Origin of the sequence: Roseovarius sp. THAF8 (assembly GCF_009363735.1) — a bacterium.
Taxonomy (GTDB): Bacteria; Pseudomonadota; Alphaproteobacteria; order Rhodobacterales; family Rhodobacteraceae; genus Roseovarius.
The window spans coordinates 3,643,644-3,666,361 of the sequence record NZ_CP045410.1 but is presented as its reverse complement, the minus strand read 5'-3'; the positions used below and the strand labels follow the sequence as shown (position 1 = coordinate 3,666,361).

Sequence of the window (22,718 nt, the reverse complement as noted above, 5' to 3'; positions counted from 1 at the left end):
CGCTAGTCCCTGTAGGTGATCACCATACCGTCATAGGCCGGGGTGATATGGTCGGGGGTTTCCGAGACAAGGGTCTGATAATCCATGTCGATATGCATGTTGGTCAGCACACCGCGACGCGGGGCGGCGCGCTCCAGCCACTCCAGCGACTGCTCCAGGTGGGAATGCGTCGGGTGCGGCGTGCGCCGCAGCGCGTCGAGGATCCAGCAATCGAGGTTTTCCAGAACCTTCCAGCTTTCCTCGGGGATCTCGGCCACGTCCGGCAGATAGGCCAGGTCGCCGACCCGGAATCCCAGCGCGTCGATCGAGCCGTGGTTGACCACGAAGGGACGCAGGGTGACGGCCCCGCCCTGCCCTTCGATGACCACGTCGCCCTTGATCGTGTGCATGTCGAGGATGGGGGGATAGGGGCTGTCCTCGGGCTGCGTGAAGGCATAGCCAAAGCGTGAATAGAGCGCATTCTGCGTGTCGCCATCGGCCCAGACCGGCAGGCGCTGGCGCATGTTGAACACGATCATCCGCAGATCGTCCAGCCCATGCACATGGTCGGCGTGGGCGTGGGTATAGACCACCGCGTCAAGCGCGCCCACGCCCGCATCCAGCAGTTGGCTTCGCAGGTCGGGCGAGGTGTCGATCAGCACCCGCGTGGTCCCGTCCTCGCCTTCGCGCTCGATCAGCATCGAGCAGCGACGGCGGTAATTCTTCGGGTTTTCCGGGTCGCAGTCGCCCCAGTGCCCGCCAAGGCGCGGCACCCCGCCGGACGACCCGCAGCCAAGGATGGTGAAGCGTGTCTCCCCCATCAGGCGGCGGCTTTCCATTGCGCGGCCTTCCAGAACAGCCGGTCGAAATTGGCCTGGGTCTGCGCCGCGAAATCGGGCCAGTCCAGGCCGAACACCTCGGCGCCCACCTTGGCCGTATGAACCGTATAGGCCGGCTCGTTGCGCTTGCCGCGATAGGGTGGCGGGGCGAGGTAAGGCGCGTCGGTTTCCACCAGGACCCGGTCCACCGGGGCGGTCGCGAATATGTCGCGCAACTCCTGGCTTTTGGGAAAGGCCGAGATGCCGGACATCGACAGGTAGAACCCAAGGTCCAGCGCCGCTTTGCCCAGCGCCGCACCGGACGAAAAGCAATGCATCACGCAACTGTATGCGCCCGCCTTGTGCTCCTCGGTCAGGATCCGCGCCATGTCCTCGTCGGCATCCCGCGCGTGGATGATCAGCGGCAACCCGGTCTGGCGCGCGGCCTCGATATGCAGGCGCAGGCTTTCCTGCTGCGCACCCGCGCTCTCGGCGGTGTAGTGATAATCCAGCCCCGTTTCGCCGATGCCCACAAACTTGGGATGCTGCGCCAGCGCCACCAGTTCGTCGACCGTGGCCATCGGCTCATCCGCGACGCTCATCGGGTGGGTGCCGGCGGCATAGAAGACTTGCGGATGCGCCTCGGCAATCGCCCGCACCTGCGGCTCCAGCCGCAGCTTGGTGCAGATGCTGACCATCCGCGTCACCCCGGCCTCAACGGCGCGGGCGATGACGTCGCCGCGTTCTTCGTCGAAGGTCTCGAAATCAAGATGGCAATGGCTGTCGGTGATCTGGACTTGGTCGGTCATGGGGCCTTGAATCTGATGGTGCTCAGAGGGATGTAGCGGTCTGCTGCAACTTGAACACCGTATCAAGCACCAAGGCGGCAGGGTCAAGGTTGACCGCCCGCCCGTGCCGCGCCCGCGCGCCGACCTCTTGCGCGCAATCGGCCCAGGCCCGCGCCTGCACCGGATTGCCCGCCAGCTTGCCGATGGCCTCGGCCTCGCCCGGCACGGCCTCGGGCGGCATGATGCCGGTGGCGCCTGCCCGTGCGACCCGGGCCAGGAACATGTCCATCAGGGCCAACAGCAGGTCCAGTTTCTGCTCAGCCCCGCGCTGTGCCGCCGCCTCGGCCAGCTTCATCGCGCGCGGACGGTCCAGCATCGGCAGGCTCGCCGCCAATCCGACGATCTCGGCATAGATCTTCAGGCCTTCGAGGTTGTAAAGCCGCACCGCCTCGCCGGCCGAACCACCCGACAATTCCGCCAACCCCGGCGCCTGCCCGCCCGGGTCGATGCCTGCCTGGTCCAGCGCCGCGATCACGTCCTCGGGGCTCAACCGCTCCAGCCGCAACTCGCGGCAACGCGAGCGGATCGTCGGCAACAACCGCGCCGGCTGATGTGCGACCAGCAAGAGCGTGGTGCGTACGGGCGGCTCTTCCAGCATTTTCAGAAGCGCGTTCGCGGCCGAAGTGTTCATCTCATCTGCGGCGTCGATTATGACCACCCGCCGCCCGCCATCCACGGCGCTCAGGTTCACGAAATCGGCCAGGTCGCGCACCTCGTCCACCCGGATCTCGCGCGAGAACTTGCCTTCCTCGAAATTCCTCTGCCGGTCGCTGTCGCTGGTCCCCTGCCCGCCGCGCCGCACCAGATGCAGCCCCGGCTCGGACCCTGCCAGCACGCGCCGCGTGACCGGATGGTCGGCGGGTATGTCCAGCGTCTCTGGCGCGGGCAGCGCATCGCCGAACAACCCGCCGCCATTTGCCTCCGGGTCAGGCGTCGCCAGCAAAAACCGCGCAATGCGCCACGCAAGCGTCGCCTTGCCCACGCCGCGGGGCCCGTGGATCAGCCAGCCGTGATGCAGCCGGCCCGCGTTGAACGCTTGCAGGAAGGCCCCTTGAGCGGCGTCCTGCCCGTAAAGCCGTACGGTCTCTGCCGGATGCGGCGCACCGTCGATGCGGTCGGGAAGCGGGATGTCACGGTCCATCATGTCAGGCGCGGTTCTACCGCGGCCCGTACATCCACCGCAATCGCTTCGATCCCGCGATTGCCGTCGATCACGATGAAACGGTCGGAAAATTCCTCGGCAAGGTCCAGAAAGCCCTGCCGCATCTGCGCCTGCAGGCTGGCACCGAAGCTCTCGAAACGCTCCTCGCTGCCGCCGCGCGACAGCGCGCGCTCCAGCCCCGTGCCGGGGTCCATGTCAATCAGCACCGTCAGATCCGGCTCGCGCCCGATCATCAGGTCGTGCAGCGCGTCGACCTTGTGGCGCAAATCGCCCCGGCTCAGCCCCTGGTACATGCGCGTGCTGTCGGCAAAGCGGTCGCAGATCACGACTTTGCCGGCTGCCAGCGCCGGCTCGATCACCCGTTCCAGGTGATCGCGGCGGGCCGCCGTGAACAGCAGCAACTCGGTCTCCGCCGACCAGCGGTCGGCCTCGCCTTCCAGCACCAGCTTGCGGATTTCCTCGGCACCGGCGCTGCCGCCCGGCTCTCGCGTCAGGACAACGTCACGCCCAGTGCCTTGCAGATGCTCGGCCAGCAGACGCGCCTGCGTGGACTTGCCCGACCCGTCGATGCCCTCAAAGGTGACAAAGCGGCCCTGTCCGCTCAAAGCGTCCCCTCGGGTCCCTGTTGCAGCCGTTTCAACAGCACGCCCGCCACCGTCTTCAGCCGCACGGCAAAGCCGCCCACGGCAACGCTTTCGGCGGCCACAAGCGGCACGCGCATCTCGGGCAGGCCCTCGGGCGTAAAGACCAGCTGGGCCAGTTCGTCACCCTGCGAAATGGGCGCGCTCACCGGGCCTTCATAGACGACTTCGGCGGTCATGTTGTCCGACCCCAGCACCGGCACCAGCGTGGTCAGGTCCTTCGCGGGCGTCAGCCCTACGGTTGCCGCGCTTCCCATCCAGACGTCGGCGCGCGAGACTTCGCTGCCGGCCTTGACGATCTCTTTTTCGGCGAATTGGCGAAAGGACCAGTTCACAAGGGCTTCCGCCTCTTGTGCTCTTTGGGCTGCAGTGTCCAATCCCGACAGCACGAACACCACGCGGCGCCCGCCCTGCTCGGCCGAGCCGGTCAGACCATAGCCTGCCGCCTCTGTGTGCCCGGTCTTCAGACCGTCCGCCCCGATGCCCAGTTTCAGCAGCGGGTTGCGGTTCTGCGTGTTCTGCGGCGCGCGCCCGTCGAACTCATAGGTCGTCTCGGCGAACATCGGATAGAAGTTGGGGAAATCCACGATCAGGCGCTCGGCCAGGATGGCCAGGTCATGCATGCTCATCCGGTGGCCCGCGGCGGGCCAACCGTTGGAGTTCGCGAAGGTCGAATTGGTCATGCCCATGTCTTGCGCCCGCTGCGTCATGAACCGGGCAAACCCCGCTTCGGTGCCATCGGGGCTCAGCGCCTCGGCAATCACCGCGCAGGCGTCATTGCCCGACAGCACGATGATGCCGCGCAGCAGGTCCTCGACGCTCACCCGGTCGGTCGTGTCCAGGAACATGGTCGAGCCGCCATAGCTCATGGCATGCTCCGACACGGGAAGTTTCTCCTGCAGCGACAGCCGCCCATCCCGGATGGCCTCGAAGGCCACGTAAAGCGTCATCAGCTTGGACATCGACGCCGGCGGCAGGGGTTCGTCAGCATTGCGGCTGAGCAGCACCGTGCCGGTGCCCAGATCCTTCACATACGCGGCCTTGGCGCTGGTGTCGAACGCCTGCGCCGGCAAGGAAAGCGCAATCACCGCGACACAGGCGGTCACAAGTCGTGCAATAAGGGTCATGGGCAGGTCCCGTATCAGTTGGTTACAGCGTATGCATCATCAAAACCAACGTCCTTGACCTTTTTCAACAGGACAGATTGTTCGGACTTGCTTTGGGCCGGTCCGACGATCACGCGCCAGAAGGTCTTGCCCTGTGAGCTCTGTTTTTTAACGATCGGGACCATGCCTTCCTGGCGCATGGCGGTGGCGGTATTCCGCGCATTCTGCTCAACCGAGAAGATGCCGATCTGCAAATACGGCTTTGACAGGGACGACCCGGACCGGACCGGCGTCGCTGCGGCGGGGGTCGGTGTGGGGGCCGGTTCGGTGGCCACGGCTGCGGTCGCGCCCGCGGTCTGGGGGGCCGGGCGCACCGGCTCGGCGGCCTCGGCGCGTTCGATCGCGGCGGCTGCCCCGGCCAGGGGCTCCAGCGTGGTCTGTTCGACAGAAGCAGGCGCCAGCGTGCCTGCCTCGCCCTCGGTCTCGGCGGCGGCCAGGGCCTCGGGATCAGGGGCGGATTCGCGGCGCAGGGCCGTGACATTGAGCTGCGACGGAGCCCCCGCCAGCATGCCCAGCGCGTCGGCGGCATCGGACGAGACCTGCAGGATCGGGCCCGGGTTGCTGCGTTCGCGGCGGAACAATGCGCCGATGACGAACTTGCCGTTCTTGGTATTGCGGATAATGACGCGTTCGGGCTCCTGCACATCCGGGTGCGCGACCCACACGCCGCCCAGCGACGGGCGTCCGTCCCACAGGCCCTTGTCGGTCACCTGGAAGACGTCCGGCGCCTCCACGTCACGCTCGATCAGCTTGACCGAGTTGTCGGCCGAGGTCACGTCCTCCGTGTCACCACCGGCCTGCGATTTGAAAAGGCCGAATTCTCCGCCCTCGGTGCATCCGCTCAGAACCAGCGCAATTGCGCTGGAGGCGGTGATCAGGCGCGCACGCGCCCCTTTGCCCGTCCATTGAAATGTCATGTTTCGTCCCTTGCCTGTCATGCACCGTATTAGATGCGGGTGCCGGTTTTCCGACGTTTGCTCGAGCACGCAGATACCTGCGTTTGTGCGCAGAATAGCCGGTCAGGACCGTTCTGGGAAGTCCGCAAAGCCATTTCGGCGTTTTTCCTCGTCAACTGATGACTTTCAGAATCGCGAAAGCCACAGTAACACACGCGGACGCGGAGGTTTGGCAGAGTGGTCGAATGCACCGGTCTTGAAAACCGGCGGGCGTGAAAGCGTCCCCAGGGTTCGAATCCCTGAGCCTCCGCCAGCTTCCCTGGTATTTGCCGGGGCGGGTTTCAAGATTGCCCATATTTGCTGGATTTTGACAGGTTCTCATCAACATCTGGCCCCAATCGTACCGCAGAAAATGTGGGACAGTATGAGGGTCGAGACATGGACGGTTTTTCCTTTCCTGAGTCAGAGCGGCGCGTGAAGTCCGGGCCGCACGTCGAGAAGAAGCTCAACGCAGCCTTTGTCCGGAAGGCCGGCCCTGGCCGGCACGCCGATGGGGGCGGCCTTTACCTGAAAGTTGATCCGTCCGGTGCACGGCGATGGATACTCCGGACGGTCGTTCGCGGACGCCGCCGGGATTTTGGACTTGGGTCTGCAAGCCTGGTGTCGCTTGCTGAAGCACGAGAAAAAGCATTCGAACTTCGCCGGATCGCCCGAAGCGGCGGCAATCCGAAAGTGCGGACGCGTGAGGATGAGGGCAAGGCGACGACATTCGAGGAGCTTGCCCGGCAAGTTCACGAAAGGAAATTCAAGGACAACGCCAACAACGGCAAGCATATTGCTCAGTGGATTCGTACGCTCGAAACATACGCCTTCCCGGCCCTGGGCAATCTGGCCGTTTCCGAAATACACCAGGACGATATAGAAGTGGTCCTTGACCCCATCTGGACATCTAAGCCGGAGACCGCGCGCCGGGTGCTGCAACGTATCTCGGCGGTATTCGACTTCGCCTGTGGCCGGGGATATCGCACGACTGGCAACCCAGCAACGGGGATACTCGGCTCTATGCGTCCTCAACGACAAAAGCCTGAGCATTTCGCGGCTATGGACTATCACGACCTTCCCGAGTTGATGAAGAAGCTGGCTTCTTCACAGGTGGTCGGTGCTCTTGCGCTGCGCTTCACAATCCTGACAGCCCTACGGTCGGGATCAGTCCGTTTTGCGGAATGGGGTCATTTCGATGAAGCGCTCACAGAGTGGACGATCCCCGGCAGGCTTATGAAAACCGGGAATGAGTTCGTTGTGCCGATGACGAAGCACGCGCGTGAAGTGCTGTTGACTGCGCGCGAGCACCGGACGAATGCAAGCCCGCTCATTTTCCCCTCGCCGAGCAACCCCAAAAAACCGATTTCGGAAAACACGATGCGTAAGCTGCTTCAAAGCCACGTGCCGGGAGTCACTGTTCACGGAATGCGGGCGGCGTTCCGAACATGGGCGCGTGAGGACGCCATCGCCCCGGATGATGTAGCTGAGATGGTTCTGGCCCACGCGATCGGGTCCAAAACAGTCCAAGCCTACAATCGCGCAAAGCTCGTTCACGAACGCCACAAGCTGCTTGAGTTGTGGGGGATGTGGGCAATGGGAGAGTTAGAGCTCTATGCAGACCCGGTAAAGCGAACGTCTGAAGTGAATCGTCGAACGATTCAAATGTTTGCAGAAGATGATTAGTTGGCGATCACGGATTGCCAGGCCGATGCGCCAGCAAAGATGGACTTGGAAATCCTCCTGTGGCAACTGTGGTTAAGATTGGCGTTCACGCGTCGTTGATACGCTGAAAGAGGATGCGATGAAATTTTACTCGACGCTTTCGGATGGGAAAATAAGCGGCGTCAACATCGGCGCTGAAATGACTATCGGAGAATATCTGGAGTTTCTTCCGAATATCCTCGATAACAATCCCTACCAAAGAAAGAAGGTAAGTTCTTCCGGCAAAACATACGACCTTCTCAGAGCTGACTTGATAAAAGGTTGCGTTATCCCGCCAATCATCCTGGGCATCACGGAGCAGCACGAAGCGGAGTTGCGCCCAATGATTGAGAGGGTCAGTAAGAATGAGGACGATGAAAAGGCTTGGGACAAAATCAAAGAAGTGGTTAAGAAAGCCGTCGGCGATAACGATGTGATAATCCTGGACGGTCTCCAACGCTCTCTTACGATGAAGGGTATCGAAGACGACTATCCAGATCACATTGGCGAAGCAGAGTATCAAGGTTTCTTGAAAAACAAGATCCGAGTTGAGTTTTACGCGGGCCTATCAAAGCCAGGCATTCTTTATAGAATGCTAACGCTAAATACTGGCCAAACGCCAATGACCTTCAGGCATCAACTCGAAATCCTCTATTATGACTACATTGACAACAAAGATTTACCTGAGGGAATAACCGTTCTGAAAGAGACGGATGATGCTCGTGCTCGAGGCGAAAGAAAGTACAAGTTCTCCGACGTGATCGATATGTTTTATGCATACACGACAGGATCGCCGATGCCGTTCAATCGTCAGGCTCTTGTATCCGAGCTGCGCGAGCTTGATTTCCTGGAAGATTTTTCCGACGCCGCTGATCGCGATGACATGCGCGCCTTACTGCTGCTCTACAGCAAACTGATAACGAAGGCTGGTGGTCTTGCTGGGGAATGGCGCGCACCAACTGAGGACGAAGGAGGGCCAACAAGACCGTTCGCGCCTAACCTGACGTCCACCCTCTCGCGGACACAGCCGATGACTGGCTTCGGTGCAGAGTGCAAACGGATGCTGAAAACAGGAAGCATCGAAAATCTCGACGAACTCAACGATATGGTTGATCAGCTTAGTTTCGGCGGTGAAGTCGAAGGAGCACTAAACGAGATGCTCATAATCCTGGACCAAATCGCCAAGAAAGCGAAAAGGATCGGCGACGCTCAGCGCATTTATTTTCAGTTGGTGTTTCGCGCTCTTTTCCAACCTGAAAGTGATTGTCGCTTCGATTTATCGGCCTGCTGGCTAAAGGCACAAGAAAACTACGAGCTTTTGCACGCTTAAGAGATGGTGTTGTTCGGAATACCTACGGCCGAGCCAGACGCCTCTAATGTAAGGATTGAGCACGATTTCGGGTGTGCACATCTATTGATTGATGATGTTGAAGCTTTAACCATCGAACACCAGCTGCGACCAGACGAACAATACCAGTTGGATCGCTTCATAGTTGCTCCGTGCTATACGGCGTTTACGTCTGCGGCACAAATCTCGGAACTTCGTATTGGGCCTGATCGAAATACGTTCGGATACATTTTTCCAATCACCTCATTCCGAAATGAGATGGGATTTGATAGAAAATTTGGTCTTATATATGCGGATGCCGGATTCAGGAAGTTTTTGACCTTAGAGCGACTGGCTCGCTTTCAGTCGTCGTTTTCCATTGACCGAGGAGCGGTGGAGCAAGTTTCTCTCGACGAGATTGTTAGCGACTCGCTTTCTATTTTCGTTGCCAGCAAGGAAGTTTTGGATGCTCATGATGTCAGTGAAGACGTTCTCGAGCTGATGCTTCGTAGATGCCAGGTCGAAATAAGTGATGAGAATAAAAGTGGCCCGGCTTTCGTTGCTGACCTTGAATTCAACCCCGGCGTCAACCTTAGCAAGCCAAAGATCGAAGACGCCGAAGACCTTGCGAGGCTTCGCCTTCTCTTGAAGACCGCTGATAATGACAACTCAGAGATCGGCAAATTTATTCAGTATTATCAGTTCTTTGAGTATATGATTCTCAAAGTCTTTGAGTGGGGTATCCCGCACGTCGCAGCTGGCGATGCAACGCCCTGGGACGTGAAAGACAGGCTAAATGACCTGGGTGCAGAGCGTAAGCGGCTTCAAAGATTGGATATCCATTGCCTGCCAGACTTGAGAGATCGGCAAAGTCAGGAGCGATTGGCGGATTCGTGCAAAGATTTTCTTGATAAAGTTGGCGTCGACCGAGGCAACAGGACTTCCTGGCACAGCTTGCTTTATTTGGTTCGAAACAGCGTCGTTCACAATCAGTTCAAGCTGTTAAGCCCTGATTATCTGACCGCTCTGGCATCGGTAAATATCTGCTTGCGCGCTGTTGCTCTGGATTGTTTTTTCAACTTCGAGGAGCCTGGAGCAGACGGCTTTTTTTCTTAATCTGGTTAGTGCGCTTTAATGATGAGGCATTTGGCAGATTGCGGTGGGCCCTACCAACCGTCGCGAACCGCGCCCGAAGAGTGTCGCGCAGGAAGATCAGTTCCAAAAAAACGCGCCTGACACGACGACGCCGAACAGAAGGCTCAAAAGGCCGCTCACAAATATTGCTGGAAAGCCGCTGGCTCTTGCGCCGCAGTGAGGCTCTACTTGCACTTGTCGGGCTTCCTGGGCGCTCTCCAGCGATCCAAGGCGGTTGCTGATCTCGTCCTGGCTCTTTGCGAAGGCTGACAGGGCTTTCCTTTGTTCCGATATTTCCGAGAGCGATTGCGCGACCCCGCTGACAATCCTTTCCGAATGGCGGGCTGCTGCAGTTGACTGACTCCTTATTTCTTCGATTTTTGCTTCCCAATCGATTACCTGGTTCATTCTCGATCTCCTCATTGAGTTGGTTGATTTGCCGTATTGCGATATTCGCTTCGGCGCGCGTTCTTCCAGCGTCGATGTGCTTCCACTCTCTTTTACTGGAGGGCATTGCACCCCGCTTCAGCATGGCTCGAGATGAAGCGCCTTCGTGAATCTCAGGAACGCGATTGATACCACGGTCCTGGAATGACAGGTGAGTAATCGTGCTTTCGATGCCGAAACCCCATTCGGTCATCTTTCTGTTGTGAATGTCGGCCCACTGCTTCGCAGTCGTTTCAACCGCGTTCTTTCTTGCCATACCGATGATGCTTCTCGGTCGTCCACGTTCTCCAGACTTCTCGTGCTTGTCAAAGGCGACCAGATGGAAATGCGGATTACGCTGGTCGTTTCCGGCTTTGTCGTGGATGGCTAAGACATATCCGGCTTTTCCTTTTGTTAGCTGTTCTGCGAAAGCTTGCGCCAGTTGCGTTCGCTGCTCCAGTGATGCCTCGATGGGAAGCGCAACGATGAACCTCTCACAGACACGCCCCCTTCGTTTTTGTGCCTCTCTTTCTGCGACTTGGGACTGTTGTAAATCAGTCGAATGATTGAGCCTCTCACGGATTACTGTTCGGGCTGCCGAAGTACGAGTGATGTAGCGAAGATGCGCGAAGGTCTGACCTTGCTTGGCAACGCGGCCCGCACTCTCACACTTCGGAGAGAAAGTTTTCACAGAGTGTCGGAATGAAAACAATGCCATTGCTTGCCATTTTTGAGGGGGGATAAAATGACTATTTTATCCGTTGTGCGCCTTCAAAACTGGAACATAGGGAACAAAACCATTGGATGAAAAACTGGCAAAGTCTCTTGATGTAGTCTTGGCGCATGCCTCTCGGCATTGCTTTAGGTTCCGCCTTGCAGACTATGATTTTTCAGATACCACTCTCGAAGAACGTCGTGAGTTGGCGTCTTCGATGCTCGATCTGTTCGAAGAGAAAATGGAGCGCCTGGAAAAAAGGAGTGGCGTGATTGACACTTCGAACGCACCCTCGGGTAGCGACGCCGAGGATGCGTCGATGTTGGGCCTTACTCGTCGGCAGTTGCCACACCTGCGGTAGAAACCGGATGGGCGCAACGATATCCATTCTGTCCTCGCTCTGCCTTTTTGGCCTTAACCAATGCTTCCAATGCGCGGCTCACCGCCTTTCGTAGGCTGTCGGAGCCGCGGACGTCATTGAAGACGGAACCGGATCGTGCGGCGATTTCGGTGGGGGAATAGAATGAGGCTGGATCGGACTTAGCGAGTTCAGTCAGAACACGCTCGATATCTTTCCGCCTCTCAGGTCCGATGCGCGAGGGTTTGCCATTGTCGTTCGCATGCTTCAAATCGCTCGCAAAGCTATTGGGTTCCATCGGTATCGCCATTGGGACAGTGGCGGTGCAGCCTTCTCGGTCCGTTCCGATCTCCAGCGCAGAAAGCTTAAATGGCAGCGGCGGCAGCTTTTGTCCGTTTTTCTGCTTCACCGCATTCAGCAATGCGACTTTCTCCGATCCCGTCTCTGCAGCTTTGCTAAGCAGACACAGGCAATCTACATTGCCGTGAAATGCAGAGGAACCACGTGGTCTGTCGGGATTTGCGTGCCCAGTATGGTGGACGATTACGACAGAAGAGTTCGTGCTTTGAGCAATACTTGTTGCATTACCAACGACGGTTCCCATTACGCTTGACGAGTTTTCATCCGCTTCGCCGATACAACGATTCAGTGTGTCAAAAATTACGAGCGCTTGATCACAGCCGTGTTCAGCTTGCTTCGTAGATACAAAACGGGCGATTTTCCCTGGGGCGTCGGCATCCAGAAGGTTTGGCGCTCCGTGCACGACATAGAAAGGTGCGTGGTTCCAGGCCGGATCTCGCATATAAGGATGTGCGCGGCACAAAACTCCATACGCGTCTTCCGCTGCGTAGTAGATCACGACAGCGTTCGAGACGGAAAGCCCGCCGAAGTTTCTGCCCTGAGCAGCGTGAGCTGCGATTGCAGCAGTGATCGTCGATTTGCCGAGGCCAGGCGCACCTGCGATCATCCCAACTTCCCCTGGTTTGAACAGGTCTTTGACAATAAATGGGACGTTGATCTTCGGCACAAACTCACCGGCTTTGGTGATAGTTGGCGCAGAGTTAGATAGAGGGTGGAGGGGCGTGGTGGTCATAGTTTGTCCGTCGATTGTGAGTGGTTAGGATCGGCACCGCGCCTCTCCTTTCTAAGCAGAACATTGTTCGGAGGCTGACCGGACAAAAATAAAATCTCAAAAAAGTTCCGGACGGACGGACACCCCAACCGCCCCTTAGGGGCGGGGTGTCCGTCCGTCCGGAACCTCGTGGTTCTCGTTGCGATTTACCTTTTCAAAGCTTTGTAAAAGTGTGGGACAAAATGGTGGGCTAATATTGCGTTAGCATCCAAAAACTGATATCTCTCGGCCACTTAGGCCAGAAGTTTATCAGCCTGAGCCTCCGCCATTATGCCTGAGAACGCATACGTCACGGCTTGAATTTGAAGTTTCCTTTTCCGCCTTCAAACGAGACCGGACATCGCCTTGATTTCGTTCAATACCTCGTCAGCGCCGGTGCCTGCCTTGAGCGACGTGAAGATGAAAGGGCGACCTTGACGCACCCGCGCGGCGTCGGTTCGCATCACCTCGAGCGACGCGCCCACATGCGGTGCCAGGTCCGTCTTGTTGATCACCAGGATGTCCGAGCGCGTTATCGCCGGGCCGCCCTTGCGCGGTATCTCCTCGCCCGCGGCCGTGTCGATCACATAGACCGTCAGGTCGGCCAGTTCCGGGCTGAACGTTGCGGACAGGTTGTCACCGCCCGACTCGATCAGCACCACCTCGACATCGGGATGACGTTCGCGCATTTCGGCGACGGCGGCCAGGTTTATGGACGCGTCTTCGCGGATCGCAGTGTGCGGACAGCCCCCGGTCTCGACTCCGATGATCCTGTCCGAGGGCAGGATCTGCATGCGCATCAGCGCTTCGGCATCTTCCTGGGTGTAGATGTCGTTGGTGATCACCCCGATCGAGTACGCGTCTTTCAATCGCTCCGACAGACGGGCGGTCAACGTCGTCTTGCCGGCGCCGACCGGCCCGCCGATTCCGATGCGCAAGGGTCCGTTCATCCTGGTCATGACTGAAACAGCCTTGGTTCGAGAGTTTCATGCCGCATCGACGCGATGTCGGACAGGAAAGCGTTGCTGAAGACATCGTCGATCTCTGCACCCCGTGTCTCGGCTTCGACACGACGCAGGTCCCCCTGAAGCGCCGCCAAGACGCGCTGCCCGTCTGTCTGGCCAAGCGGCATCAGGCGAAGGGCCGCGGAGACAAGGTTGGACAGGAAGGTTTGCAGGTAGAGCAGCACGCAGGCGTCGATGTCGAGGTTCATCAGGTGCGCCGCCCGCCCCGTGGCAACCGGCAAGGTCAGGCCCGGAAGGTCAAGCCGCCAGACGGCATTGGTCGTGTGCACGAAGGCCATTCCCTGCCGCACCGTCTCGGACAGGCGTTCGGCGGAGGGCGCGAAGGCGCGGGCCTGCGCGTCGATCTCGGTCACGTCACCTGCCCCGGCAGCAAGCCGCAACCAGATCGCGTCCGTCCGGCCCGCGCCTTCGGTCAGGCTGGTGCGCAGCCATGCCTGCAGCGTCTCGGCATCCCTGATTTGCTCATCCCGGATGGCCTGTTCTATCCCATGCGACCAGGCAAAGGCGCCGATGGGATAGGCCGGGGACAGCCATTGTGCCAGTGTCAGAAGACCCGCGTCAGTGTGCATGCGCCGTGGCCCCGTGTTCGTGGCTGTGGGTCCTGCCATGCCCATAGGCACCGCCCTCGGGTTTGAAAGGTTCGGTGACCGGGGTGAACGTTGCACCCAGATGGGCCAACATATGCGCGATCACCGGATCGTCGCGGATCAAGAGCCGGTGGGCTTCCACCTGGCAGGGCGTGTGCCGGTTGCCGATATGCCAGGCCAATCTCGCCAAGTCGGACCCTGATACTGCCAACAACGCCTCCGGGGCCGCGACGATCCGGACCAGCCGCCCGTCGGTGGTTTCCAAGGCGTCTCCGTCGTCCAGGGACATCGTATGTTCGAAATCGGCCACAAGCGACCACCCTTCTTCCACGGTAAGCTTGCGTCGTCGGAAAAAACGATCCTCGTATGACAACGCGCACAGCGCGGCGTCTCCGGTCCAGGTTCCGGCCTTGCGGAGGTGTTGGGCGATCGGGAGGTCTGTCATGGGACTCAATACAGGAAATAGCGCTGCGCCATCGGCAGTTCGCTGGCCGGCTCGCAGGTCAGCAGCTCGCCGTTGGCACGCACTTCGTAGGTTTCGGGGTTCACGTCGATCTCGGGGCAGGAATCGTTCAGCTTCAGATCTGCTTTGCCGATGCCACGGGTGTTTTGCACCGGCAGGGTCTGCTTGGCGATCCCGAGCGTATCGCCGATGCCGTCGTCATGCGCCGCCGCCGATACGAAGGTGACGGCGGAAGCGTGCAGCGCGCGCCCATAGGCCCCGAACATGGGGCGCGTATAGACCGGCTGCGGCGTCGGGATCGAGGCATTGGGGTCGCCCATCTGGGCACAGGCGATCGAGCCGCCGATCAGCACCATCTCGGGCTTCACCCCGAAAAAGGCCGGGCTCCACAGCACCAGGTCGGCGCGCTTGCCTTCCTCGATGGATCCGATGTGATCGGAAATGCCATGCGCGATGGCCGGGTTGATCGTGTACTTGGCGACATAGCGGCGCACGCGCAGGTTGTCGTTCTCGCCGGTCTCGTCGGCCAGCCGACCGCGCTGTTTCTTCATCTTGTCGGCGGTCTGCCACGTGCGGATGATCACCTCGCCCACCCGGCCCATCGCCTGGCTGTCCGAGGCGATGATGCTGAACGCGCCCATGTCGTGCAGGATGTCCTCGGCGGCGATGGTCTCGCGCCGGATGCGACTTTCGGCAAAGGCGATGTCCTCGGGGATCGACTTGTCCAAGTGGTGGCACACCATCAGCATGTCCAGATGCTCTTCCAGCGTGTTCACCGTGAAGGGCCGCGTCGGGTTGGTCGAGGACGGCAGCACGTTGGACTGCCCGCAGATCTTGATGATGTCCGGCGCATGGCCTCCGCCCGCACCCTCGGTGTGGAAGGCGTGGATCGTGCGGCCTTTCATGGCCGCCACAGTGTTCTCGACGAACCCGGATTCGTTCAGCGTGTCGGTGTGGATCATCACCTGCACGTCCATCGCGTCGGCGACCGACAGGCAGCAATCAATCGCCGCCGGGGTCGTGCCCCAATCCTCGTGCAGCTTCAGCGCGCAGGCGCCGGCCATGACCTGTTCCTCCAGCGCGGCGGGCAGCGAGGCGTTGCCCTTGCCGGCAAAGGCCAGGTTCATCGGAAAGGCATCGGCGGCCTGCAACATCCGCCCCAGGTGCCACGGCCCCGGCGTGCAGGTGGTGGCCAGCGTACCATGCGCGGGCCCGGTCCCGCCGCCCAGCATCGTCGTCAGGCCGGAATGCAACGCATCCTCGATCTGTTGCGGGCAGATGAAATGGATATGGCTGTCGAAGCCGCCTGCGGTCAGGATACGCCCCTCGCCCGCAATGATCTCGGTGCCCGGACCGATCACGATATCGACACCGGGCTGCGTATCGGGGTTGCCCGCCTTGCCGATCTTGATAATCGCGCCGTCCTTCAGACCCACATCCGCCTTGTAGATGCCGGTATAGTCCAGGATCAGCGCGTTGGTGATGACCGTATCCATCGCCCCTGCCGCGCGCGTCACCTGGCTTTGGCCCATCCCGTCGCGGATCACCTTGCCGCCGCCGAACTTGACTTCTTCACCGTAAAGCGCCGCGTTGCCGCCGGTTCCGCCCGTCGCGGCGGCCCCGGCATTCAGTGCAGTCAGGTCGCTTTCGACCTCTATGATCAGGTCGGTATCGGCCAGGCGCAGCCTGTCGCCCGTGGTGGGGCCGAACATGGCGGCGTATTCGGAACGTGAGACGCGTGCGGGCATGGGCTTACCTCTTCCTGTATCCACGCTTGGCCAGGCGGCGGGCATTGGCGCGGGTCTTCTGCCGGATCGGTTTCATGGCCGCGGCAACGACCTGGTCCGCCCGGCGACCACGCAACGCGGCCGTCCCGGCATCCGTCGCGGCGCGCGTCAGGGCAAAGGCCTTTTCGCTGACCATGCGAGAATTCTCGGACGGGGTGACCGACCAGATCCCGGCAAGCCCCCACATGCGCATGGCGATGACCGCCTGCGCCTCGGCCACGATCATCGCCGCCTGAAAGGCATTCGACCACAGGTCGACCGGCGTCAGCACACGCGCCATCACAGATCCCCCATGACGGCGCCGTTGAAACCGTAGACCCGCCGCCCCCCGCCTATCGGGATCAGCTGCACCTCGCGGCGCTGGCCCGGCTCGAACCGCACGGCGGTGCCGGCGGCAATGTCCAGACGGTGCCCCCTTGCCGCCTCGCGGTCGAACTCCAGCGCCGGGTTGGTCTCGGCAAAGTGATAATGGCTGCCTACCTGAACGGGCCGGTCGCCGGTATTGGCGACTTCCAGCGTGATCGCCTGCCGGTCCGAGTTCAGCTCCAGCATACCCTCGGCGGGAAAAATCTCTCCGGGGATCATCGCCTCACCCCGCCATGACGAGGGCAGAGCCGCCGATTGCGACAGCCAGCCCTGCCCCGCGTGTCAGCAGCGCCCCGCCGAAACGGCCCAGCGCCCAGCCTGCGGTGGCTCCCAGCGCGTGCAACGCCGTCGTCGCTGCGACGAAGCCCGCGAGATAGGCCAGCGCCCCCGCGCCGCCGATCTCGGTCCCGTGCGCGTGACCGTGAAACACGCCCAACGCCGCCGTGATCGCGACCGCCGCCGACAGCGGCACCCGCGCCGCCGCGGCAACCAGCACGCCGAGGACAAGGACGGACACCAGGATCATCGGCTCGACCATCGGCAGCGGCAGACCAGCCAGCGACAGCAGGAACCCCAGCGCCATCGCGCCCACAAATCCCACCGGCAAGGCCACGAAAGCCCGCCCTCCAAGACTTGCCGCCCACAGGCCCACCGCAACCATGGCAAGGATATGGTCCGCGCCGAACACCGGGTGCGAAAGCCCCGCGGCGAAGGACCCGTGCGCCCCCGGATCAAGGTGTGCGAACGCGGGGCCAGCGGCCAGCACGGCAGGGATGAGGGTGAAAGCAAGGCTTCGCATGGGTCAGGTCTCCTGTCGGGTCAGCGAATTGGGTTATGTACTGTGACAAGCTTGGTGCCATCGGGAAAGGTGGCTTCGACCTGCACTTCGTGGATCATCTCGGGCACGCCCTCCATGCAGTCATCCCGGGCGATGACCCCGGCCCCGGCCTCCATCATGTCGGCGACCGAACGCCCGTCGCGGGCGCCTTCGACCACGGCGTCGGTGATCAGCGCAATCGCCTCGGGGTAATTCAGCTTGACCCCCCGTCCCAATCGCTTGCGAGCCACCTCCGCGGCCATGGCCACCATCAGCTTGTCTTTCTCTCTGGGCGTCAGTTGCATCTTGGGTCAAAGCCTCCAGGATCTTGGCAGGGCCGCGTTCGACAGCGCCTCGAGCACCGGGCACAGCGTCCGGCGCAACTCGAACCCGTCGCGCGCCAGCACCCGCACCACCAGCACATCGGGGCGCAAAAGGCTTGCGCCCCCGGTCGCCGGCAGCAGCGCCCGCATCATTGGCAGCAGCCGCTCGGCCCGGCGCCCCACGTAAAGCGCACTTGCCATCGCGGCCATCCCCGCCGCCACGGCCGCCTGCCCCAGCCGCGCGGAAATGTCGCCGGTCAGCGCCACACGGTCCTCGTAAAGCAGTCGGTTGTCACGATGAACGCTGACGCGGTCCAGGAAATCCGCCCGCGTCACCGTCTCGCCCATGCTCAGGCGTCCGAACGCGACCGGCTCTGCCATGATGAACTCCGCCGTATCCTCGATCTCGACCTCCAACCGCCGGTCCAGCGCAGCACCGTCGAACACCAACAGTTCCTGAGGCAACCAACACAGCGTCGCGCCCACCTCGACATGCAGTCGCGACCGCACCCGCGCCCGGCCCGAATTGCTGCGATACGCCCGCTCGGCCGCCTGGGTCGTGACGACAAGCCGGCTGCCCGCCCCCGCAGTGGCCTCGATATCGAAACGGTCTCCTCCGGTCAGACCGCCCGAGGTGTTCACCACGATCGCCTCTAACGCGTCCGTCCGGCGCGGAAAAAGCGCCCGCGCACAGCCCGCGCTGTGCAGCCTGTCCAGCGCACTTTTCCCATCCCGCAGCTTGGACGCGACGCGCAAAGTCCCTCGGGCCCGCGGCAGGGCCGGACCGTCCGCATGGGCAGTGATATCCGGGGCAAGAAGCATGGCAGCTTTCCGAGTTCGCAACGCGCAAAGCCAGCACCAAGGGGCGCGCCTGTTCCACATCAAGCGGTCGTTCCACATGATGCCTTGTCCCCGACGATTAAGAAAGTGGCATATTTTTGCGCTTATGCTGCATTTCCAGGCACATTCGATACCCGCAGAACACACAGGCTCAGAAGGTTGAGTCTGCGTATTTACAGGAGTTGATTGCCCGGATTTTCGGCGCGATGATCAAGACATGAGCGGTTTGAGAACTTTCCTCGTACTAGGCTGCCTCTGCGTCGGGTCGGCGTCATTTGCCGCGCCGTTGCCAGAGATTTTCGCCGGATGCACCGGCCGCTTTTCCGCCGAACTTGAACATGCCTGGCTGATGCAAGACCCGGACGCCGACATCCTGGAAACCCGGCGCGCGCGTTTCGAGCAACTTCTCGCCGCCGCCTCCGCCCCCGATCAGCGCAGCCATCTCCTGGACCACCGCATCAGGGCCAAGAGCGCGCACGCCCAGATTCTCAGCACCGCGCAATTCTCTCGCGACCCGGACCGGGCCCGATGGGCGCGCCGGCGGGCGAATGCCGAAATCGGCTACTGCCAGAGCTTTCTCCTCGAAAGTTGAGGGAAACCAGCATCGCGGCGCAGAAAAAATAGGCGATCACACCGAAAACCGCTGAATAATTAGGCCGCGACCGAAGGCTTTCCCTGTGAAACCCACGGAATTGTCGCCGCAGCGCAGAATCTTGTGAAACCAATATGTCCGACGGGCGGATGCCGCCCGCTCGAACGTGCGATGGTGCCAGTCTTGCAATCCTGAAACACCACCGCACTCCGCAACAAGTTGCGTGGGGGAGATATGGGACATCCGGTTTCGGCTCACAAGAACCCTGCGCGTTACGCAAAGGGGATTTTCCATGACTAAGACACTTCTAGGCACAGCAGCGGTCCTGACGGCCCTGTCGGCTCCGGCCTTCGCACAGGACTGCCCGATCAAGGTGGGCGTGCTGCACTCGCTGTCGGGCACGATGGCGATCTCGGAGACGACGCTCAAGGACACGATGGAGATGCTGATCGAACAACAGAACGAGAAAGGCGGCGTTCTGGGCTGCGAACTCGAAGCCGTGGTCGTCGATCCCGCCTCCGACTGGCCGCTCTTCGCCGAGAAGGCGCGCGAGTTGCTGACCGTGCACGAGGTCGACGTGATCTTCGGCAACTGGACGAGCGTCAGCCGCAAATCTGTCCTGCCGGTCATCGAGGAACTCAATGGCCTGCTGTTCTACCCCGTCCAATACGAGGGCGAGGAAAGCTCCAAGAACGTGTTCTACACCGGTGCCGCACCCAACCAGCAGGCCATTCCGGCCACGGACTATTTCCTGGAAGAATTGGGCGTCGAGAGCTTCGCGCTCCTGGGCACCGACTATGTCTATCCGCGCACTACGAACAACATCCTTGAATCCTACCTGAAATCCAAGGGCGTCGCTGACGAGGACATTTTCGTCAATTACACCCCCTTCGGTCATTCCGACTGGTCCAAGATCGTGTCGGACGTGGTGGCGCTGGGGGCCGGCGGCAAGCAGGTCGGCGTGATTTCCACCATCAACGGCGACGCAAACGTGGGCTTCTACAAGGAACTGGCAGCCCAGGGCGTGTCGGCCGATGACATCCCCGTCGTCGCCTTCTCGGTGGGCGAGGAAGAGCTTTCCGGCCTCGACACCTCGAATCTGGTCGGTCACCTGGCGGCGTGGAACTACTTCCAGTCGGCCGACACGGACGCCAATGCCGAATGGATCGAGGCGTGGAAAGCCCGGATGGGCGAGGACCGCGTGACCAACGACCCGATGGAGGCGCATTACATCGGTTTCAACATGTGGGTGAACGCCGCCGAACAGGCCGGCACCACGGACGTCGACGCGGTCCGCACCGCCATGTACGGGCAGGAATTCCCGAACCTGACCGGCGGCACGGCGGTCATGCTGCCGAACCACCACCTGTCCAAGCCGGTTTTGATCGGCGAGATCCAGGAAGACGGCCAGTTCGACATCATCAGCCAGACCGAGGAAGTGCCGGGCGACGCCTGGACCGACTTCCTGCCGGAATCGGCCGTGCTGAAGTCCGACTGGCAGGAGCTTGAGTGCGGTATGTACAACACCGAGACCGACACCTGCGTGCAGATCAAGTCGAACTACTGATCCCCTGAGAACCGGAAGGGCGGCCCTGCGCCGCCCTTCACCCCTTTCTGTTTCCCACGGAGGCCCGTGCATGGCACGCCTGTTGCTGATCCTCACGCTTCTCGTTGCATCCCTGCCCGCCGCGGCACAGCAGGCCGATGCGCCGATCCAGCAGCTTTTGCAGGAGCACGCCGGGCAGTTGGCAAAGCCATCGCGCACCAAGGTCGCACCCACTATCGACGCCATCGCCGAAAGCGGCCTGCCCGAGGCACAAACCGTTCTGCGCAAATGGCAGGACAAGGAACTGTGGCGAAACACAGAGACCGGCCTCTTCATCTGGGCCGAAGAGATCGACCGCGACACGATCCGCGGTTTCGATATTGCCGGGGACACGGCCCTGGGCGAATTGCCCGACGACGACTTTGAGCAGTCCAAGCCCAATTCCGGGGTGCGCAAGATGATCGGTGCCGCGCTGGTCAAGTTCCAGCTGACCTCTGAGGACGCCGCCACCCGTCTTACCGCCATCGACAATATCGAGCGTGACGCCGAAGCCTCGCACCTCGCGCCCCTGCGCGAGGCGATCAAGGCCGAGACAAGCCCGACCCTCAAGGCCCGCGCCGAACGGCTCGAACGCCTTCTGACCATCCGATTCGGCGAAACCGAAGAAGAGCGCATCGCCGCCATCGAGGGCTTTCAGGGCGATCTTGGCGTCGACCTGCGTGGCGCGCTGAACCCGCTTGTCTCGACCCGTCTGGAAGCCGCGGAAACCGCGCCCGAAGGCCCCGAAATCGCCCGCGTGCTGAAGCCGGGATCGGAGGCTTTGCCCCGCGAAAATGCCTATGACCTCTTGGTGTCCGAAGGCTTCGCCAAGCCCCGCATCAGCCGCGCCGACAAGGCCGCGGCACTCGTGGCCAATATCGACGGAGAGGCTGTCGCCGGCATCCAGGTTGCCACGCTCGACACCGAAGACGCCCGCGACATGGCCTATGCCAGGCTGGCCGAGCAAGGCACGGTCGACCCCGTCGCCACCGAGGCCGAGATCGACGAAACGCTGGACCGATACACCTTCTACGAGGTCTTCACCGGCGCCCCGCCCGCCGTTGCGCTGGCCGCGATGAATACGCTCAACGGCATCGAGACCCGCGTCGCCGTCAACCAGGCCGCCGATCTCGCGCTCGACGCCATCTCGCTCGGCTCGATCTATTTCCTCGCCGCCATCGGCCTTGCCATAACCTTCGGCGTGATGGGGGTGATCAACATGGCCCATGGCGAGTTCATCATGATGGGGGCCTATACCGGCTTCGTCGTGCAGCAGATCATCCCCGACCAGACGCTGTCGGTGATCCTCGCCATCCCGCTGGCCTTTGCAGTGACATTCGCGGCGGGCGTGGCGATGGAACGGCTGGTGATCCGCTGGCTTTATCACCGCCCGCTGGAAACCCTGCTGGCGACCTTCGGCATCTCGATCGCGCTGCAACAGATCGCCAAGAACATCTTCGGCACGCAAGCCCGCCCGCTGACCGCGCCGGGCTGGCTGGACGGGTCGCTGGTGTTCAACGACATCGTGTCGATCAGCTATATCCGCATCGCGATCTTCGTGCTGGCCCTGGTGTTCCTCGCGCTGTTCCTGCTGGTCATGAACCGCACCCGCCTGGGCCTCGAGGTGCGCGCGGTGACGCAGAACCCGCGCATGGCCGCCTCGATGGGCATCAACCCCGACCGCATCAACATGCTGACCTTCGGCTTCGGCTCGGGCATCGCGGGTATCGCGGGCGTCGCCATCGGGCTATATGCCAAGGTCACCTCCGAGATGGGCGCCGACTACATCGTGCAAAGCTTCATGACCGTGGTGGTGGGCGGCGTCGGCAACATCTGGGGCACGCTTCTGGGGGCGACCTTCGTGGGGTCGCTGCAGAAAGGCATCGAATGGCTGAACCCGTCGAACACGCTGGCGGCCCAGACCTACATGATCCTCTTCATCATCCTCTTCATCCAGTTCCGGCCGCGCGGCATCATCGCGCTCAAGGGCCGGGCGGCGGGGAGCTGAC

General features: G+C 61.3%; 24 protein-coding genes and 1 tRNA gene. 8 read left to right on the top strand and 17 right to left on the bottom strand.

Annotation, left to right across the window (positions count from 1 at the left end; genetic code table 11):
- Positions 1 to 2: 2 nt before the first annotated feature.
- The 6 genes from FIU85_RS17875 to FIU85_RS17850 are packed head-to-tail and all read right to left on the bottom strand — an operon-like array spanning position 3 to position 5,531.
- Positions 3 to 800, bottom strand: coding sequence for an MBL fold metallo-hydrolase (locus FIU85_RS17875; RefSeq protein WP_152498313.1), 798 nt, complete (start codon positions 798 to 800; stop codon positions 3 to 5).
- Complete coding sequence (locus tag FIU85_RS17870) at positions 800 to 1,606, bottom strand: TatD family hydrolase (RefSeq protein ID WP_152493066.1); 807 nt, start codon at positions 1,604 to 1,606, stop codon at positions 800 to 802. Before FIU85_RS17870 ends, FIU85_RS17875 begins: the two co-directional genes overlap by 1 nt.
- Positions 1,607 to 1,628: 22 nt before the next feature.
- Positions 1,629 to 2,786: a DNA polymerase III subunit delta' gene (locus tag FIU85_RS17865; protein ID WP_152498312.1), complete on the bottom strand. Its 1,158-nt coding sequence runs from the start codon at positions 2,784 to 2,786 to the stop codon at positions 1,629 to 1,631.
- Positions 2,786 to 3,412: a dTMP kinase gene (gene tmk, locus FIU85_RS17860; protein WP_152497859.1), complete on the bottom strand. Its 627-nt coding sequence runs from the start codon at positions 3,410 to 3,412 to the stop codon at positions 2,786 to 2,788. Before tmk ends, FIU85_RS17865 begins: the two co-directional genes overlap by 1 nt.
- Positions 3,409 to 4,575, bottom strand: coding sequence for a D-alanyl-D-alanine carboxypeptidase family protein (locus FIU85_RS17855; RefSeq protein ID WP_152493068.1), 1,167 nt, complete (start codon positions 4,573 to 4,575; stop codon positions 3,409 to 3,411). Before FIU85_RS17855 ends, tmk begins: the two co-directional genes overlap by 4 nt.
- A gap of 14 nt (positions 4,576 to 4,589) precedes the next feature.
- On the bottom strand, positions 4,590 to 5,531 hold the full coding sequence (locus FIU85_RS17850) for an SPOR domain-containing protein (RefSeq protein ID WP_152497858.1): 942 nt from the start codon (positions 5,529 to 5,531) through the stop codon (positions 4,590 to 4,592).
- Positions 5,532 to 5,733: 202 nt separating this feature from the next.
- Here FIU85_RS17850 and FIU85_RS17845 point away from each other — a divergent pair.
- The 4 genes from FIU85_RS17845 (at position 5,734) to FIU85_RS17830 (ending at position 9,696) form a co-directional block, all read left to right on the top strand.
- Positions 5,734 to 5,823: transfer RNA gene (locus FIU85_RS17845), tRNA-Ser, on the top strand.
- A 125-nt stretch (positions 5,824 to 5,948) separates the two neighbouring features.
- Positions 5,949 to 7,235 carry a site-specific integrase gene (locus tag FIU85_RS17840; RefSeq protein ID WP_152497857.1) on the top strand — a complete coding sequence of 429 codons (1,287 nt, stop codon included), beginning with the start codon at positions 5,949 to 5,951 and terminating at the stop codon, positions 7,233 to 7,235.
- Between the two features lie 118 nt (positions 7,236 to 7,353).
- Positions 7,354 to 8,583, top strand: a complete 1,230-nt coding sequence (locus tag FIU85_RS17835) for a hypothetical protein (protein WP_152497856.1) — start codon at positions 7,354 to 7,356, stop codon at positions 8,581 to 8,583.
- An 84-nt stretch (positions 8,584 to 8,667) separates the two neighbouring features.
- A complete protein-coding gene (locus tag FIU85_RS17830) occupies positions 8,668 to 9,696 on the top strand; it encodes a hypothetical protein (protein WP_172978916.1) in 1,029 nt (342 codons plus the stop codon).
- On the opposite strand, the gene FIU85_RS17825 is transcribed toward FIU85_RS17830, so the two are convergent.
- Positions 9,656 to 10,831 carry a MobA/MobL family protein gene (locus FIU85_RS17825; RefSeq protein ID WP_172978915.1) on the bottom strand — a complete coding sequence of 392 codons (1,176 nt, stop codon included), beginning with the start codon at positions 10,829 to 10,831 and terminating at the stop codon, positions 9,656 to 9,658. The genes FIU85_RS17830 and FIU85_RS17825 overlap by 41 nt on opposite strands.
- A gap of 109 nt (positions 10,832 to 10,940) precedes the next feature.
- Between FIU85_RS17825 and FIU85_RS17820 the strand changes: the two genes are divergently transcribed.
- A complete protein-coding gene (locus tag FIU85_RS17820) occupies positions 10,941 to 11,216 on the top strand; it encodes a hypothetical protein (protein ID WP_152497853.1) in 276 nt (91 codons plus the stop codon).
- On the opposite strand, the gene FIU85_RS17815 is transcribed toward FIU85_RS17820, so the two are convergent.
- From FIU85_RS17815 to FIU85_RS17770, 10 genes are all read right to left on the bottom strand, one after another.
- Entirely contained in the window at positions 11,185 to 12,306 is a 1,122-nt protein-coding gene (locus FIU85_RS17815) for an AAA family ATPase (protein ID WP_152497852.1), read from the bottom strand. The genes FIU85_RS17820 and FIU85_RS17815 overlap by 32 nt on opposite strands.
- 362 nt (positions 12,307 to 12,668) lie before the next feature.
- Positions 12,669 to 13,283 (bottom strand): urease accessory protein UreG, encoded by a 615-nt coding sequence (ureG, locus tag FIU85_RS17810; RefSeq protein WP_152497851.1) that lies wholly within the window; start codon positions 13,281 to 13,283, stop codon positions 12,669 to 12,671.
- Positions 13,280 to 13,918 (bottom strand): urease accessory protein UreF, encoded by a 639-nt coding sequence (locus FIU85_RS17805; RefSeq protein WP_152497850.1) that lies wholly within the window; start codon positions 13,916 to 13,918, stop codon positions 13,280 to 13,282. The genes ureG and FIU85_RS17805 overlap by 4 nt, the downstream gene beginning before the upstream one ends.
- Entirely contained in the window at positions 13,908 to 14,381 is a 474-nt protein-coding gene (locus FIU85_RS17800; protein ID WP_152497849.1) for an urease accessory protein UreE, read from the bottom strand. The genes FIU85_RS17805 and FIU85_RS17800 overlap by 11 nt, the downstream gene beginning before the upstream one ends.
- A gap of 5 nt (positions 14,382 to 14,386) precedes the next feature.
- Positions 14,387 to 16,147, bottom strand: coding sequence for an urease subunit alpha (gene ureC / locus FIU85_RS17795; protein WP_152497848.1), 1,761 nt, complete (start codon positions 16,145 to 16,147; stop codon positions 14,387 to 14,389).
- Positions 16,148 to 16,151: 4 nt separating this feature from the next.
- Complete coding sequence (locus FIU85_RS17790; protein WP_152497847.1) at positions 16,152 to 16,466, bottom strand: antifreeze protein; 315 nt, start codon at positions 16,464 to 16,466, stop codon at positions 16,152 to 16,154.
- On the bottom strand, positions 16,466 to 16,771 hold the full coding sequence (locus FIU85_RS17785) for an urease subunit beta (protein WP_152497846.1): 306 nt from the start codon (positions 16,769 to 16,771) through the stop codon (positions 16,466 to 16,468). Before FIU85_RS17785 ends, FIU85_RS17790 begins: the two co-directional genes overlap by 1 nt.
- A gap of 4 nt (positions 16,772 to 16,775) precedes the next feature.
- Positions 16,776 to 17,351: a HupE/UreJ family protein gene (locus FIU85_RS17780; protein WP_152497845.1), complete on the bottom strand. Its 576-nt coding sequence runs from the start codon at positions 17,349 to 17,351 to the stop codon at positions 16,776 to 16,778.
- Between the two features lie 20 nt (positions 17,352 to 17,371).
- Entirely contained in the window at positions 17,372 to 17,674 is a 303-nt protein-coding gene (locus FIU85_RS17775; protein WP_152497844.1) for an urease subunit gamma, read from the bottom strand.
- Between the two features lie 6 nt (positions 17,675 to 17,680).
- Entirely contained in the window at positions 17,681 to 18,514 is an 834-nt protein-coding gene (locus FIU85_RS17770; RefSeq protein ID WP_152497843.1) for an urease accessory protein UreD, read from the bottom strand.
- Positions 18,515 to 18,881: 367 nt separating this feature from the next.
- Here FIU85_RS17770 and FIU85_RS22085 point away from each other — a divergent pair, with 367 nt between their 5' ends.
- From FIU85_RS22085 to urtB, 3 genes are all read left to right on the top strand, one after another.
- The gene (locus FIU85_RS22085; protein ID WP_172978914.1) at positions 18,882 to 19,124 is read left to right on the top strand and encodes a hypothetical protein; all 243 of its coding nucleotides are present in this window, start codon (positions 18,882 to 18,884) and stop codon (positions 19,122 to 19,124) included.
- 292 nt (positions 19,125 to 19,416) lie between these two features.
- The gene (gene urtA / locus FIU85_RS17760; protein WP_152497842.1) at positions 19,417 to 20,691 is read left to right on the top strand and encodes an urea ABC transporter substrate-binding protein; all 1,275 of its coding nucleotides are present in this window, start codon (positions 19,417 to 19,419) and stop codon (positions 20,689 to 20,691) included.
- Between the two features lie 70 nt (positions 20,692 to 20,761).
- A complete protein-coding gene (gene urtB, locus FIU85_RS17755; protein ID WP_152497841.1) occupies positions 20,762 to 22,717 on the top strand; it encodes an urea ABC transporter permease subunit UrtB in 1,956 nt (651 codons plus the stop codon).
- Position 22,718 lies beyond the last annotated feature (1 nt).

What these genes read in the sequence shown, in the direction of transcription:
- FIU85_RS17875 (WP_152498313.1), bottom strand. Translation starts at nt 800, where the DNA reads ATGGGGGAGACACGCTTCACCATCCTTGGCTGCGGGTCGTCCGGCGGG.
- FIU85_RS17870 (WP_152493066.1), bottom strand. Translation starts at nt 1,606, where the DNA reads ATGACCGACCAAGTCCAGATCACCGACAGCCATTGCCATCTTGATTTC.
- FIU85_RS17865 (WP_152498312.1), bottom strand. Translation starts at nt 2,786, where the DNA reads ATGGACCGTGACATCCCGCTTCCCGACCGCATCGACGGTGCGCCGCAT.
- FIU85_RS17855 (WP_152493068.1), bottom strand. Translation starts at nt 4,575, where the DNA reads ATGACCCTTATTGCACGACTTGTGACCGCCTGTGTCGCGGTGATTGCG.
- FIU85_RS17850 (WP_152497858.1), bottom strand. Translation starts at nt 5,531, where the DNA reads ATGACATTTCAATGGACGGGCAAAGGGGCGCGTGCGCGCCTGATCACC.
- FIU85_RS17840 (WP_152497857.1), top strand. Translation starts at nt 5,949, where the DNA reads ATGGACGGTTTTTCCTTTCCTGAGTCAGAGCGGCGCGTGAAGTCCGGG.
- FIU85_RS17835 (WP_152497856.1), top strand. Translation starts at nt 7,354, where the DNA reads ATGAAATTTTACTCGACGCTTTCGGATGGGAAAATAAGCGGCGTCAAC.
- FIU85_RS17815 (WP_152497852.1), bottom strand. Translation starts at nt 12,306, where the DNA reads ATGACCACCACGCCCCTCCACCCTCTATCTAACTCTGCGCCAACTATC.
- ureG (WP_152497851.1), bottom strand. Translation starts at nt 13,283, where the DNA reads ATGACCAGGATGAACGGACCCTTGCGCATCGGAATCGGCGGGCCGGTC.
- FIU85_RS17805 (WP_152497850.1), bottom strand. Translation starts at nt 13,918, where the DNA reads ATGCACACTGACGCGGGTCTTCTGACACTGGCACAATGGCTGTCCCCG.
- FIU85_RS17800 (WP_152497849.1), bottom strand. Translation starts at nt 14,381, where the DNA reads ATGACAGACCTCCCGATCGCCCAACACCTCCGCAAGGCCGGAACCTGG.
- ureC (WP_152497848.1), bottom strand. Translation starts at nt 16,147, where the DNA reads ATGCCCGCACGCGTCTCACGTTCCGAATACGCCGCCATGTTCGGCCCC.
- FIU85_RS17790 (WP_152497847.1), bottom strand. Translation starts at nt 16,466, where the DNA reads ATGGCGCGTGTGCTGACGCCGGTCGACCTGTGGTCGAATGCCTTTCAG.
- FIU85_RS17785 (WP_152497846.1), bottom strand. Translation starts at nt 16,771, where the DNA reads ATGATCCCCGGAGAGATTTTTCCCGCCGAGGGTATGCTGGAGCTGAAC.
- FIU85_RS17780 (WP_152497845.1), bottom strand. Translation starts at nt 17,351, where the DNA reads ATGCGAAGCCTTGCTTTCACCCTCATCCCTGCCGTGCTGGCCGCTGGC.
- FIU85_RS17775 (WP_152497844.1), bottom strand. Translation starts at nt 17,674, where the DNA reads ATGCAACTGACGCCCAGAGAGAAAGACAAGCTGATGGTGGCCATGGCC.
- FIU85_RS17770 (WP_152497843.1), bottom strand. Translation starts at nt 18,514, where the DNA reads ATGCTTCTTGCCCCGGATATCACTGCCCATGCGGACGGTCCGGCCCTG.
- FIU85_RS22085 (WP_172978914.1), top strand. Translation starts at nt 18,882, where the DNA reads ATGCAAGACCCGGACGCCGACATCCTGGAAACCCGGCGCGCGCGTTTC.
- urtA (WP_152497842.1), top strand. Translation starts at nt 19,417, where the DNA reads ATGACTAAGACACTTCTAGGCACAGCAGCGGTCCTGACGGCCCTGTCG.
- urtB (WP_152497841.1), top strand. Translation starts at nt 20,762, where the DNA reads ATGGCACGCCTGTTGCTGATCCTCACGCTTCTCGTTGCATCCCTGCCC.